Source organism: Minwuia sp., assembly GCF_048263705.1.
Classification (GTDB): domain Bacteria; phylum Pseudomonadota; class Alphaproteobacteria; order Minwuiales; family Minwuiaceae; genus Minwuia.
Genome location: NZ_JBLXDV010000018.1, coordinates 66,902 through 78,735 on the forward strand (window position 1 = coordinate 66,902; position 11,834 = coordinate 78,735).

An 11,834-nucleotide genomic window follows, 5' to 3' on the forward strand; every position below is an offset into this window, starting at 1 on the left:
CAGCGGCCCGCGAACGCGTCACACCCCGATGGCCACCCCGTCGTGGCCGGGGTCGGCTCCGCCGTCCAGTCCGCCATCGGCCCTGACGCGAATACCGTGCACGGCGGCGATATCGAAGGTCTTGGCGCTGCGCACCACCGGATAGCCCATGGCCTCCAGGTCGCGCTGCACATAGCGCGGGATGCGGTTGGTCAGGTCGATGATATCGCTGGTCGCGGAGAAGCGCGGGGCTGAGACCGCCTCGGTCATGGTCATGCCGTGATCCAGTACGTTCAGCGTCGCCTGCATCACGCCCATGGCGATCTGGGTGCCACCCGGCGCGCCGATGGCCAGCTTCATCTCACCGTCCCTGAAGGCGATGGTCGGGCAGACCGAACTGAAGCGCGCCTTGCCCGGTGCAATCGACCCCGCCCGGCCCGGACGCGGATCGAAGACACCCATGCAGCCGTTGTACATGAAGCCCAGCCCGTCGGTGATCACCCCCGAAGGCATCCCCAGCGAGTGCGTCATCGTCACCGCGTTGCCGTCGGCGTCGATCACGGCGACATGGGTGGTCTGTTTGGATTCCTCCATGCCGATGCGTTCGACATGGTGCTTCTCGCCGTTCCGGATGCGCTCTGCGGCCTCGGCGGCGTGCGCCTTCGATGTCAGCCAGTCCATCGGGACGTCGTAGAACGCCGGGTCGCCGACATGGTTGTCCTTGTCGGCGGTCGCGACCTTCATCGCCTCGGCGACGATGCGGATGTATTCGACCGTGTTGTGGCCGATATCCGCCAGGTCGAAATTCTCCAGGATGTTCATCATCTCGTTGACCATGATGCCGCCACCGGGCGGATGGTTCGTCGTCAGCCTGTAATCGCGGTAGGCGAATGCCAGCGGATCGTGCCGGGTGGTCCGATAGGATTTCAGGTCGCCGTAGGACAGCAGCCCGCCGTGTTTCGCGAAGTCTTCGGCAATGCGCTCTGCGATCTCGCCCTGATAGAAGACGTCCGGCCCCTGGGCGGCGATCATCTTCAGCGTTTTCGCGAGATCGGGATTGGCAACGTGATCGCCGACCTTCTTCACCGACCCGTCGGCGTTGAAATAGGCCTGCCGGCCCGTGTTCGAGAACCGCAGGCGGTCGGTGACATCGGCGCGACCGAAATCGCTGCCCGACGTCCACCAGTAATGCACGTGCGGACGGACGTAGAACCCCTCCTCGGCCTGGGCCACCGCCGGCGCGCAGATGTCGGCCCAGTCCATGGTGCCGAACTCGGTCACCGCCTCATGATAGGCCTTCAGACTGCCCGGCGTGGTCACCGACTGATAGCCCAGATCATTCACCTGGTCCTTCAGCACGAAACCGAAACCGTCGCGGGTCTCACCTTCGATGATGTCTTCCCACATGTCTGGCCTGGCGGCCCCCGGTGTCTTGCCGTGAAAATCGATGAAGGTATGGACGCCCTTCTTCGGCATGTAGATCTGGCAGGAACCGAAACCCGCGATGCCGCACATCTGCGGATCGACGACGCCCTGGACCAGCGCGGCCGCCATCGCGGCATCGATGGCGTTCCCGCCCTTCATCAGCACCTCGGCGCCCGCTTCCGCCGATTCCGGCTGGGCGGTCACGATCATCGATCTGTACTTGTCTGACATTCCAGTCCTCCCCGTCATCTGCGGAAGTCTGTCAGGTCGCCGACGCGAAGCCAAGTTGCGCCAAAAAGGAAATTATTTTTTATCTATAGAAAAATATATCTTGTCATTTTCTGATTTCATCGCCAATCTCATGCTGCGAGGGGTTCAAACATGCATCCGAAGGAAACGCCGCATATCGCGGCAGCCGCCGACCATCTGGTGGCCATCTACAACGAGCCGTTCGGCGGCAAGCCGCGCGGTCGCTATCGCCTGTCGATGAAGCTGATGCGTCAGTTGCTGGACCGCCGCCGGATCTGGCACGACGAAATCGAGGCGCTGACCCGGGCCATGTATGAAAGAGGCTATGCGTTGATCGATATGGAGACGTTCTTCGTGGTCATCGCGCACCAGACCTTTACCAACACGCGCCGCGCCAACGAGGCCGGCATTATCGGAGCTGACGGCTGACATGGCGCGCACACGGCAAAAAAGCGTCCGGCTGATCGGCTGGCGGGAATGGGTCGGGCTGCCCGATCTCGGCATCGCCACCGTCAAGGCGAAGGTCGATACGGGGGCCAGTACATCCTCGCTGCACGCGATCGATATTCAACCCTTCGACAAGGACGGCGAGCCGCATGTGCGCTTTCTGGTGCATCCCGTCCAGCGGCGCAGACGACCCGAAATCATCTGCGTGGCGGCGGTTCACGATCATCGGCCGGTCACCAGCTCCAGCGGCCACAAGGAAGAACGATACGTCATTCGAACACGGGCGTCGGTCGGACCGCTGACCTGGCCCATCGAAATCACACTGACCGATCGCGACGCGATGGGTTTCCGGATGCTGCTGGGCAGGGAAGCCCTGCGGCGTCGCTTCATGGTCGACAGCGGCCATTCCTTTGTCGCCGGCGCACAGCGTATCACCGTCGACCCTCCCAAGCCTGAAAGGCGACCTGAGTCATGAAAATCGCACTGCTTTGCCGGAATGCCGGCCTCTATTCGCACAAGCGCATCATCGAAGCAGCGGAAAAGCGCGGCCACGATATCGACGTGATCGATCATCTGCGCTGCTACATCGACATCGCGCCACACAATCCGGAGATTCACTACAACGGGGCGACCCTGACCGGCTATGACGCGGTGATCCCGCGCATCGGCGCGTCGGTGACCTTCTTCGGCACGGCGGTCCTGCGCCAGTTCGAGGTCATGGGCGTCTACCCGCTGAATGAATCGGTCGCCATCGCACGGTCGCGCGACAAGCTGCGGTCCATGCAACTGCTGTCGCGTCAGGATGTCGGACTGCCGGTGACCGTGTTCGCGCACCGCACCTCCAATGCCGAGGAACTTCTGGAGATCGCCGGCGGTGCCCCCGTCGTGATCAAGCTGCTGGAAGGGACCCAGGGCATCGGCGTGGTGCTGGGCGAAACACCCAAGGCCGCGGAAAGCATCATCCAGGCGTTCGGCGGCGTGAACACCAACATCCTGGTGCAGCAGTTCGTCAAGGAAGCCAACGGCGAGGACATCCGCTGCCTGGTGGTCGGTGACAAGGTCGTCGCCGCCATGATGCGCAAGGGCAAGGAAGGCGATTTCCGCTCGAACCTGCACCGCGGCGGATCGGCCGAATCCATCAAGATCACGCCGAAGGAACGGGCCACCGCGCTGCAGGCCGCGAAGGCGATGGGCCTGAACGTCTGCGGTGTGGACATGCTGCGTTCGAATGCCGGACCGGTGGTGATGGAAGTGAACTCCTCACCCGGCCTTGAGGGTGTCGAGAAGGCCACCGGCATCGACGTGGCGGGCAAGATCATCGAGTTCGTCGAAAAGAACGCCAAACCGGGCAAAACCGGCACCAAGAGCGGCATCACCCGCAAGCGCAAATCGGCGTCCTGAGACATGCGCGCTCCATTCAAGATCGGCGGCAAGGAAATCCCGGCCGGAAAGCGCCGGGTCGTCGACCTGCCGATCTCGATGATGTCGGATCACACCCCGGCGACGTTGTCCGTGAAAGTGATTCACGGGCGGCGGCCGGGGCCGACGGTCTTCGTCAGCGCCGCGATTCATGGCGATGAAATCAACGGGGTCGAGATCATCCGGCGCCTGGCGATGTCCTCTCGCCTGAAGACCATTGCCGGCACGCTCATCCTCGTGCCCATCGTGAATTCCTTCGGATTCATCGGTCACAGTCGCTACCTGCCGGACCGGCGCGACCTGAACCGCTCGTTTCCCGGCGCGGCCAGGGGTTCGCTCGCCGGACGCCTGGCGCATCTGTTCATGACCGAGGTCGTCGAGCGCAGCCAGTACGGCATCGACCTGCATACGGCGGCGGTCCATCGCACGAACCTGCCGCAGATCCGTATCGACAAGCGCGACCCGCGGGCGGAAGAACTGGCGAAGGCGTTCAACCCGCCTGTCGTCCTGAATTCACCGCTGCGGGAAGGTTCGCTGCGTCATGCGGCGGGCGAGAAGGGCGTTCCTGTGATGGTGTTCGAAGCCGGCGAGGGACTCAGGTTCAGCGAACTGTCGATCCGCGTGGGCGTGCGCGGCGTGCTGAACGTGCTGCGACACCTGAAGATGATCCCGGCGGAAAAGAAAAGCCGCACTGCCCCGCCCGCAGCCTTCTCGACCAGGAGTTCATGGGTCAGGGCGGAAGAGGGCGGCATCCTGGCCATCCACGGCAAACTGGGCCAGATCGTCGACAAGGGTGCCCTGCTTGGGATGGTATCGGACCCCTTCGGTGAACGAGAGACCGACATCCGCGCGAGCAGAGCGGGCCTGATCGTCGGCCATGCAGTGCTGCCGGTTGTCAATCAGGGGGATGCGCTGTTTCACATCGCCGAGGTCGCCCGGCCGAAGGCTGCCGCGCAGGCTGTCGAGCGCATCAGCGAGGATTTCGACGCCGATCCCATGTACGACGAAGACGAGATTCTGTGACCGCTCCGGTTGCGGGGCCTGCCTGACTGCGGCAAGGTTTCGCCCGGAAGCCCCTTCCCCCGGCGATGGAACGGGCAGCGGGTGAGGTTGCGTGCCACCAATTCTTGTCGGTTTTGCTGTACTGGGCGGCATCCTGATCCTGGTCGCTGTTCTGCCACACCTGGAAGTCCAGTTGCCGCGCCGCTATCGCGATATCGTTTACGTGCGTCTGCGCCGCAACGGCGCGCGCATCGACGTGTGGCGCGGCAAGCCGGTCCATCTGGCGCATGAAGCCGAATTCGAATGGACCGCCGAGGAACGACGCGCCTTCGACGGGGAAGGTATTCCCCTGGACGCCGGTGCTGCGACCACGGCCATACGCCGCCGCCTCAGGCCCATGCACAGGCGGTTCCCCTTCGGCCCGATCATCGTGCTGCACGCCATCGACAAGGCCATGGGCGGACTGTCCGAACAGGACCGTCGTATCCTGAACCGTGTCGGCGACGCGCTGGGCAACCAGGTGCTGGTCGGCGATCTGCCGAACGCCTTCCCCGAACGCGCCTTCTGGGAACTGCGCGCTCACGGCCTCGGTCCATGGGGCGAAAGCTGATCTTCGGAATCACACCGCAGCCTCGACCGGGCGCTTCAGAAAGGTGACCTGAAACCGGGCGTCGCCGGACAGGGCGACGCAATGCAGGGCTTCCGGCGGGATGAAGGCACTGTCACCCGACGCAAGATGCAGAACACGGTCGATGGGCGCGGAGAGTGTGTAGGTCAGCGCACCCGCCAGAACATCAATCCGGCCCCATGTCCCCGGCCCGGTCTGATGGTCGCGCAGCAACCCCTTCGGAACCGACAGGCTGTCGAACACCGGGGTCGATCTGTACGGTTCGAACCCCTGCGGCAGTTCCAGACGATCGCAGGACCGGCACGCCATTGCGTCGCCCAAACGCGCCTTTCGCCCGGCTTCGGTCATGACCCATTCCCGCTCGACGAAGGGCGGCCGGTGACGCACGTGCTGGCTGTGTCCGCAGGCCAGCTCCGCGATCCAGTCGCCCTCCTCATCCTGCCGGAAGTGGATGATCTTCCGGTTCATCGGCGGGCCGCCGGCATGGCGTCGATCGGCAGCGCCGTGGTTTCCTTGATCCGCTCCATCGAGAAGCAGGACGTCACATCATGCAGCGGCGCCGCCGAGATGAGACGACGGTACACACGGTCATAATCCGCAATGGATGGCACCACGATCTTCAGCAAATAATCGTACGAGCCGTTCAACCGGTGAAATTCGACCACTTCATCGATCCGGGCGACACCTTTCGAGAACCGGTCCAGCCAGTCCGCCGAATGGTCGCTGGTCCGCACCTGGACGAAGACCGTAATCCCCAGCCCGACAAGGTCGGCATCGATCAGCGCCACCTGTTTGCGGATCACGCCCGCCTCTTCCATCAGCCGGATACGCCGCCAGCAGGCGTTCTGCGACAGAGACACCGCCGCGGCGATCTCGGCGACCGGACGGCGGGTGTCGATCTGCATCTCCTTCAGAATTTGACGATCCTTCTCATCAAGGCTCATCTTCATGCAAAATTCTCCCAAATTCAGGATCAATATACGCAGAATTTGAGAACAAATCACCAGTCCGGTTGGCTATGCTCTCTCCAGAGATACCGGAACAGGATATATCGTCATGAACATGATCGAACGGTGGTTTGTCGAACATCCGCGCACGGTCGGAGAGACCTATGTCGAGCACCTGACGCACGCGGCCTGGTTTGCGGGCATGATGGCCTATGGGGCCGTGGCCTGCCTGCTGCACGCGCTGATCCCGGGCGTCTGCGAAAGGACCGGCAGCCGCGTGATTGCCCTGCTGCACGACCGCATGGTGGTCAACCGGAGCGCACACAGGGCGCGCCACGAGCCGGCGTCAGCCGCCGGCATCCCGGACTACCAGATCTGAGAAGGCTGCAACCCTCAGTGCACGGCCTTGCGGCGCAGCCGCGACAGCGCCTGTTCCAGCCCGGCCGGGCTGATAGAGCGGTATTCCTCGGTGATGCGCGCGACGACGCGGTCGATGAAGGCTTCGCCCCCCGCCCCGCCGGATGATTTCCGTGCCGCTCTCATTTCGTCGCGGGCCACCCGAAATGCGTGAAACAGCATCGGTTCCAGCCCGCTTTTTTCGTAAAGATGCCGGAACGGATCGACACCCGCGCCGTTGATCGCGGCAACGACACGCTCTCGCGACATCCGGGAGAGCTGTGCCATGCCGGCCACGAAGAACTGTTCATCACCGCTGGCCAGCACGCGCAGCATCAGACTGGTGGACAGGCGGCCGGCGGCATGCATCCGTTCGACGAGGCTTTCGATCCCGCTCCAGTCATCGCTTTGCCTGACCATGTCGACGACGGACCGCTCCCGGCCATGCACGACCAGATCCTCGGCCAGCACCGACGGCAGGTCATGGCGGCGGATCAGGGTCTCCATCATCAGATCGGAGACGGCCTGGATGCACTGTTCCGCGACCGTCAGCGAGACCAGCTTCTCCGCCACTTCCAGCGGCAGGCCCGGCCGTCGGGCGACGGCACCCATGACCTCGACACTGTCCGGAAACCGATCGACGGCGCGGTCCAGCACCGGCGCATTCAGCTTCGCCTCGCGGTTGCCGACCAGAATGCCAACTGCCTTCTCACCCGCCGTCTCGACGAGGTGCGCGGCGACGGGTTCGGAAACATCCGGGCGGGCGGCCACGGCTTCCTGAAAGCGCGCGCCCCTTTCAAGCTGGCGGATCATGTCCGCATCTTCCAGAAGCGGAGAGAACTGCACGATGGGCAGGGCGACATCGTCGATATCGTTCAGCAGGCGTTCGACCATCGGGCGCGGCAGCATCGGCGATTCGGCGATATGGGCGGCCAGTCCCTTGCGCACGGACTCGACGGAGTCGGCGATCATGCTGTCGATCATCTGCAGCGCGATCTTCAGATCGTCCGGTGACATGCCCGACCGTTTTAGCAGACGCGCGACCTGCTCTCCGACGGCCGCCTTGTGACCGTCTGAAAGCGCACCGACCAGTGCGTGCACGTCGTTCTCGGAAATCTGCTGTTGCATGGGCCGCCTCCTGAGCCCGCAGCATGGCAGATCGTCGTTAAGCTGCACTTAACGCGCGACGCATTGCGTGATCCAATGCAGCACCACTCGGGGAGACGAAAACATGTCCTATGAACAGATCACGTATGAAGCTGACGGCGCGGTTGCGATCCTGACGCTGAACCGGCCGGAGAAGCTGAACGCCTGGACCTACACGATGCGCAAGGAGATGCACGATGCGATCTCTCGTGCAAATGCGGACGCCGCCATCGGCGCGATCATCGTCACGGGCGCGGGACGCGGATTCTGTGCCGGTGCCGACATGGACGCGACCTTCAAGGCGCGGATATCAGGCGATGATGTGGCGGGCAAGGACGTCGCGGGCGGTATCGACTGGGTCGCCTTCGTGCGCGAATCCAAACCGCTGATCGCCGCCGTCAACGGCGCGGCCGTGGGTGTGGGCCTGTCGCAGATCCTGTCGTTCGATGTCATTGTCGCGGCGAAATCGGCCAAGCTGGCCGTCCCCTTCGTCAAGGTCGGCGTTGTGCCGGAGCTGGCCAGCTCTCATTTCCTGGTACAGCGCATGGGTTTCGGACGTGCCAGCGAATTTGCGCTTACAGGTCGGTTCATGCTGGGCGAGGAAGCTGCGACCGTCGGTCTGGTCGATCGCGCCGTCGAACAGGACAAGGTGCTGGACACCGCCCGCGAGATTGCCGACGCCATCGCCGCCAACCCCGACCGGCACCTGCGCTGGGCGAAGCATCTGCTGTCGCAGAACGGCAGCGAAACCGATCTGTCGCTGGTGCAGAGACGCGAACAGGACCTGCTGGCCGAGGCTTATGAGAGCCCCGAACACAAGGAAGCCGTCGATGCCTTCCTGAACAAGCGCAAGCCGGTCTTCAGATAATCCTCAGTCCTGCCACTTCGGATCGCGCTTCTCGGCGAAGGCGGTCAGCCCCTCGATATGGTCGGGCATCTCGGCCAGGTTGCACATGACCTCGACCTGGGCGGCGACGCTGCGGCGGTAGTCCAGATCCTGCGCGCGCCAGAAGGCCTGTCGCCCGATGCGCATCGTCGCCGGTGATTTGGCCGCGAACATGCAGCCCAGTTCCATGGCCCGATCCATCAGACTGTCGTCTGCAACGATCTCGCTGATCAGGCCCAGTTCCCGTGCCTCGTCCGGTCCGAAGCTGCGCCCCGAAAACAGCAGTTCGAACGCGCGGTGACGCCCGATGACCTGCGGCAGGTGGGCGAAATGGATGGCGGGCAGCACGCCGACGTTGATCTCGGGATAGCCGAAGCTGGCGCTCTCGCTCGCGATCAGCATGTCGCAGGTGATCGAGAGCGTCATGCCCGCCCCGCGCGCCGGTCCGTTGATGGCGGCGATGGTAGGCTTGGTCAGTTTCGCCTGCACATCCAGCGTGTCCAGATAGAAATGGTTGAGGAACCTGCGCATGCCGTCCGTGCCCGCGCCCTTGATCATCTTCAAATCCATGCCGCCGCAATACATGTTGTCCAGACCGCTTCGCAGGATGATCGCCCCCACGTCCTTGTCGGCATCCGCGCGGCGCATGCCGTCGTGGATCGCGCTGGTCATGTCGAAATCGACGGCGTTCACCGGCGCGCGCTGCATGGAAATCACCGCAACGCGGTCGGTCACGGTGTAGGTGACGCGGTCACTGGACTGGTTCATGTCAGGTCGGCTCCAAATCTGTCTCGGTGTTTCATATCTCTCCTCGCAAACAGGGGAGATCTGGTTGAAGGCGGTATCGCTCTCAGACTGACAAGTTTTCACACGAAACGCCATCAACCCCCTCCGACCGCAGACGCGGCCACCTCCCCCTTCGAAGGGGGAAGGCCGGGATAGGGGTTGGCGTTCCGGACCGGCCAGGTAAAGGCTGACCAATCCCAGCCCGGTGTTTCCTCAGAGACCCAGCACTGCCTTGGCCAGCACGCCGCGCTGCACTTCGGACGTGCCGCCCGCCAGCGTGTAGCCGCGATGGTGCTGCTGACCGGAGGTGATGCCGACGGCGTAGTCCGGCCCGACTGGCAACTGGTTCTCACCGTGGAACAGGAAGCCCTTGTGGTCGGGTGCGCCGTAATAGGCGATGGCGCGGTACATCAGTTCGTCGATGTCCTGGATCATGTGGCTGCCCAGCAGCTTCGTCATCGACGGTTCCGCACCGATCCGGCCGCCCGCGTCGGCCTCGGCCAGGATGCGCAGGCTCGTCATTTCCAGCGCCTTCAGACGGGCTTCCAGATCGGCGACCTGCATCGATACGGCGGGATCGTCCTGGATCAGCGACCGGCCGTTACTGCTCTCGGCGGCACAGACTTCCTTCAGGATGGCGAGGATGCGGGTGTTCTCGGACACGCGGGAGACGAACAGGCGCTCGTCACCCAGCAGCTTCTTCGCCACCGTCCAGCCCCGGTTTTCCTGCCCCAGAATGTTGCTGACCGGCACGCGCACGTCATCGAAGGTGACGATGTTCCACAACCGCCGCCCGTTCAGAGCGATCAGCGGCTTCACCTCGATGCCCGGGCTGTCCATCTCCATCAGCAGGAACGAGATACCTTCCTGCTTCTTGGCCTGCGGATCGGTGCGCACCAGACAGAAGATGTGGTTGGCAATGTCGGCGGCGCTGGTCCAGATCTTGGAGCCGTTGACGACATACTCGTCGCCGTCGCGCACCGCGCGTGTCTGCACGGCAGCCAGATCGCTGCCCGCGCCGGGTTCGGAATAGCCCTGACACCACCAGTGTTCGTCGGCCAGGATCTTCGGCAGATAATAATCCTTCTGCTCGGGCCGCCCGAAGGCGATCAGCGCCGGACCGATCATGTGGAAGTTGAACGCCATGGACGGCGGCGCGTGGGCCGCGCGGCATTCCATGTCGAAGATATGGCGCTGCATGATGCCGAAGCCTGCGCCGCCATATTCGACCGGCCAGTTCGGGGCCAGCCAGCCCCGCTCCCGCAGCCTGGCATGCCAGGCGATCATCTCCGGCTTTTTCACCACGATGCCCAGCTTGATCTTCTCAGCCGTCTCGGGCGGCAGTTCCGAAGCCAGCCATTCCCGCACCTCGGCGCGGAACTTTTCCTCATCCTTCGTCAGGGACAGGTCCATACGGTTTCTCCCAAATCAGTCATGTCACCCCCGATGGCGCGCAGCGTCACTCGGGGGTCGGGCTGAACCAGCCATATCCGGAACCCGATCCCCGCGCTGCGCTGCGCTTGACGGGGATGACGTCCGAACGATGTGTCTGCACATCAGGTCCCCGTGAAGGCCGGTGCGCGCTTCTCCTGCCAGGCGGCGATCCCTTCGCGGAAATCGTCGGACTTGAGCGCCGCCTGCAGTTCCTCCTCTGCCGAGACCTGCGCCTCGTCCATCGACTGGATCATGGAGCGGTAGACCAGATCCTTCATCACGCGGGTTGAACGGGGCGAGCACTCGGTGGCGATCATGCGGGCATAGTCCATGGCTTCGGACAGCACGTCCTCCGGCGCGACGGCGCGGTCGACCAGACCCATGCGCTCGGCTTCCTCGCCGGTGACGATGCGGGCGGAATAGAGCAGGTCCAGCGCCTTCGACGGCCCGACCAGACGCGGCAGCAGCCACGCCAGCCCGTATTCGGCAGCCATGCCGCGCCGCGCGAAGGCGGTGCCCAGCTTGGCCTTCGCGGAACAGATGCGCATATCGCAGAACAGGGCCATCACCAGCCCCACGCCCACCGCCGCGCCGTTCATGGCGGCGATCACCGGCTTGGGCACGGTGGTCAGATAGGTGTATTTCGCGCCGAAGCCTTCCGAGATTTCCAGACCGCCCTCGATGGCACCGGCATTCGGCAGCGGCTCGACTTCCTTCGCGCCGCCGGCCGCCGTGTTCGACAACCGCGCCGCGTCCGCCCCCGCGCAGAAGCCTTTGCCCGCGCCCGTCAGCACAATGGCCTTCACCGAGGCATCGTCGCTCGCCGCCTGCATCGCCGCCCGGATCTCCCCGCCCATGGTCAGGGTCATGGCGTTCATCCGGTCGGGCCGGTTCATCGTGATCACCGCCACCCCGTCGGTGACCTCATACAGAATCTGTTCGTAATCCATCGCTGCGACCCCAAGCCTCCCCGCCTGATGCACTTGCATTAATTCCGGTGACTATAGGGGGTGAGAAGTGGAGGGGGAAGGCTAAGAAGCTTCGTAGCTGCGCTTGAGGAACTTTTCAGCGAATGCGAGGTCCGTGTTCT

Annotated in this window: 14 protein-coding genes; 7 read left to right on the forward strand and 7 right to left on the reverse strand. The window is 63.8% G+C overall.

What is annotated here, in order from left to right:
* Positions 1 to 18 precede the first annotated feature (18 nt).
* Entirely contained in the window at positions 19 to 1,635 is a 1,617-nt protein-coding gene (gene ggt / locus ACN0X7_RS19165) for a gamma-glutamyltransferase (protein ID WP_417520082.1), read from the reverse strand.
* Between the two features lie 150 nt (positions 1,636 to 1,785).
* Between ggt and ACN0X7_RS19170 the strand changes: the two genes are divergently transcribed.
* The 5 genes from ACN0X7_RS19170 to ACN0X7_RS19190 all read left to right on the forward strand — a co-directional run bounded on the left by ACN0X7_RS19170 (position 1,786) and on the right by ACN0X7_RS19190 (position 5,131).
* On the forward strand, positions 1,786 to 2,082 hold the full coding sequence (locus ACN0X7_RS19170; RefSeq protein ID WP_417520083.1) for a hypothetical protein: 297 nt from the start codon (positions 1,786 to 1,788) through the stop codon (positions 2,080 to 2,082).
* A gap of 1 nt (position 2,083) precedes the next feature.
* On the forward strand, positions 2,084 to 2,575 hold the full coding sequence (locus ACN0X7_RS19175) for an ATP-dependent zinc protease (protein ID WP_417520084.1): 492 nt from the start codon (positions 2,084 to 2,086) through the stop codon (positions 2,573 to 2,575).
* The gene (gene rimK, locus ACN0X7_RS19180) at positions 2,572 to 3,501 is read left to right on the forward strand and encodes a 30S ribosomal protein S6--L-glutamate ligase (RefSeq protein WP_417520085.1); all 930 of its coding nucleotides are present in this window, start codon (positions 2,572 to 2,574) and stop codon (positions 3,499 to 3,501) included. The genes ACN0X7_RS19175 and rimK overlap by 4 nt, the downstream gene beginning before the upstream one ends.
* A 3-nt stretch (positions 3,502 to 3,504) precedes the next feature.
* The gene (locus ACN0X7_RS19185; RefSeq protein WP_417520086.1) at positions 3,505 to 4,542 is read left to right on the forward strand and encodes a succinylglutamate desuccinylase/aspartoacylase family protein; all 1,038 of its coding nucleotides are present in this window, start codon (positions 3,505 to 3,507) and stop codon (positions 4,540 to 4,542) included.
* 91 nt (positions 4,543 to 4,633) lie between these two features.
* Entirely contained in the window at positions 4,634 to 5,131 is a 498-nt protein-coding gene (locus ACN0X7_RS19190; RefSeq protein WP_417520087.1) for a hypothetical protein, read from the forward strand.
* A gap of 9 nt (positions 5,132 to 5,140) precedes the next feature.
* Here the strand turns inward: ACN0X7_RS19190 and ACN0X7_RS19195 are convergent, their stop codons facing one another.
* Together ACN0X7_RS19195 and ACN0X7_RS19200 are read right to left on the reverse strand one after the other, a co-directional pair.
* Positions 5,141 to 5,617 carry a DUF3565 domain-containing protein gene (locus ACN0X7_RS19195; RefSeq protein WP_417520088.1) on the reverse strand — a complete coding sequence of 159 codons (477 nt, stop codon included), beginning with the start codon at positions 5,615 to 5,617 and terminating at the stop codon, positions 5,141 to 5,143.
* A complete protein-coding gene (locus tag ACN0X7_RS19200; RefSeq protein ID WP_417520089.1) occupies positions 5,614 to 6,099 on the reverse strand; it encodes an Lrp/AsnC family transcriptional regulator in 486 nt (161 codons plus the stop codon). Before ACN0X7_RS19200 ends, ACN0X7_RS19195 begins: the two co-directional genes overlap by 4 nt.
* 106 nt (positions 6,100 to 6,205) lie before the next feature.
* Here ACN0X7_RS19200 and ACN0X7_RS19205 point away from each other — a divergent pair, with 106 nt between their 5' ends.
* Positions 6,206 to 6,475 carry a DUF6356 family protein gene (locus ACN0X7_RS19205; protein WP_417520090.1) on the forward strand — a complete coding sequence of 90 codons (270 nt, stop codon included), beginning with the start codon at positions 6,206 to 6,208 and terminating at the stop codon, positions 6,473 to 6,475.
* 14 nt (positions 6,476 to 6,489) lie between these two features.
* Here the strand turns inward: ACN0X7_RS19205 and ACN0X7_RS19210 are convergent, their stop codons facing one another.
* Complete coding sequence (locus ACN0X7_RS19210; protein WP_417520091.1) at positions 6,490 to 7,620, reverse strand: DUF2336 domain-containing protein; 1,131 nt, start codon at positions 7,618 to 7,620, stop codon at positions 6,490 to 6,492.
* Between the two features lie 103 nt (positions 7,621 to 7,723).
* Between ACN0X7_RS19210 and ACN0X7_RS19215 the strand changes: the two genes are divergently transcribed.
* Positions 7,724 to 8,506 (forward strand): enoyl-CoA hydratase/isomerase family protein, encoded by a 783-nt coding sequence (locus ACN0X7_RS19215; protein WP_417520092.1) that lies wholly within the window; start codon positions 7,724 to 7,726, stop codon positions 8,504 to 8,506.
* 3 nt (positions 8,507 to 8,509) lie between these two features.
* Here the strand turns inward: ACN0X7_RS19215 and ACN0X7_RS19220 are convergent, their stop codons facing one another.
* The 3 genes from ACN0X7_RS19220 to ACN0X7_RS19230 all read right to left on the reverse strand — a co-directional run bounded on the left by ACN0X7_RS19220 (position 8,510) and on the right by ACN0X7_RS19230 (position 11,694).
* Positions 8,510 to 9,292 carry an enoyl-CoA hydratase/isomerase family protein gene (locus ACN0X7_RS19220; RefSeq protein ID WP_417520093.1) on the reverse strand — a complete coding sequence of 261 codons (783 nt, stop codon included), beginning with the start codon at positions 9,290 to 9,292 and terminating at the stop codon, positions 8,510 to 8,512.
* Positions 9,293 to 9,523: 231 nt separating this feature from the next.
* Complete coding sequence (locus ACN0X7_RS19225) at positions 9,524 to 10,723, reverse strand: acyl-CoA dehydrogenase family protein (RefSeq protein ID WP_417520094.1); 1,200 nt, start codon at positions 10,721 to 10,723, stop codon at positions 9,524 to 9,526.
* A gap of 143 nt (positions 10,724 to 10,866) precedes the next feature.
* Positions 10,867 to 11,694 (reverse strand): enoyl-CoA hydratase-related protein, encoded by an 828-nt coding sequence (locus ACN0X7_RS19230; RefSeq protein WP_417520095.1) that lies wholly within the window; start codon positions 11,692 to 11,694, stop codon positions 10,867 to 10,869.
* Positions 11,695 to 11,834: the final 140 nt, after the last annotated feature.

What these genes read in the sequence shown, in the direction of transcription:
- ggt (WP_417520082.1), bottom strand. Translation starts at nt 1,635, where the DNA reads ATGTCAGACAAGTACAGATCGATGATCGTGACCGCCCAGCCGGAATCG.
- ACN0X7_RS19170 (WP_417520083.1), top strand. Translation starts at nt 1,786, where the DNA reads ATGCATCCGAAGGAAACGCCGCATATCGCGGCAGCCGCCGACCATCTG.
- ACN0X7_RS19175 (WP_417520084.1), top strand. Translation starts at nt 2,084, where the DNA reads ATGGCGCGCACACGGCAAAAAAGCGTCCGGCTGATCGGCTGGCGGGAA.
- rimK (WP_417520085.1), top strand. Translation starts at nt 2,572, where the DNA reads ATGAAAATCGCACTGCTTTGCCGGAATGCCGGCCTCTATTCGCACAAG.
- ACN0X7_RS19185 (WP_417520086.1), top strand. Translation starts at nt 3,505, where the DNA reads ATGCGCGCTCCATTCAAGATCGGCGGCAAGGAAATCCCGGCCGGAAAG.
- ACN0X7_RS19195 (WP_417520088.1), bottom strand. Translation starts at nt 5,617, where the DNA reads ATGAACCGGAAGATCATCCACTTCCGGCAGGATGAGGAGGGCGACTGG.
- ACN0X7_RS19200 (WP_417520089.1), bottom strand. Translation starts at nt 6,099, where the DNA reads ATGAAGATGAGCCTTGATGAGAAGGATCGTCAAATTCTGAAGGAGATG.
- ACN0X7_RS19205 (WP_417520090.1), top strand. Translation starts at nt 6,206, where the DNA reads ATGAACATGATCGAACGGTGGTTTGTCGAACATCCGCGCACGGTCGGA.
- ACN0X7_RS19210 (WP_417520091.1), bottom strand. Translation starts at nt 7,620, where the DNA reads ATGCAACAGCAGATTTCCGAGAACGACGTGCACGCACTGGTCGGTGCG.
- ACN0X7_RS19215 (WP_417520092.1), top strand. Translation starts at nt 7,724, where the DNA reads ATGTCCTATGAACAGATCACGTATGAAGCTGACGGCGCGGTTGCGATC.
- ACN0X7_RS19220 (WP_417520093.1), bottom strand. Translation starts at nt 9,292, where the DNA reads ATGAACCAGTCCAGTGACCGCGTCACCTACACCGTGACCGACCGCGTT.
- ACN0X7_RS19225 (WP_417520094.1), bottom strand. Translation starts at nt 10,723, where the DNA reads ATGGACCTGTCCCTGACGAAGGATGAGGAAAAGTTCCGCGCCGAGGTG.
- ACN0X7_RS19230 (WP_417520095.1), bottom strand. Translation starts at nt 11,694, where the DNA reads ATGGATTACGAACAGATTCTGTATGAGGTCACCGACGGGGTGGCGGTG.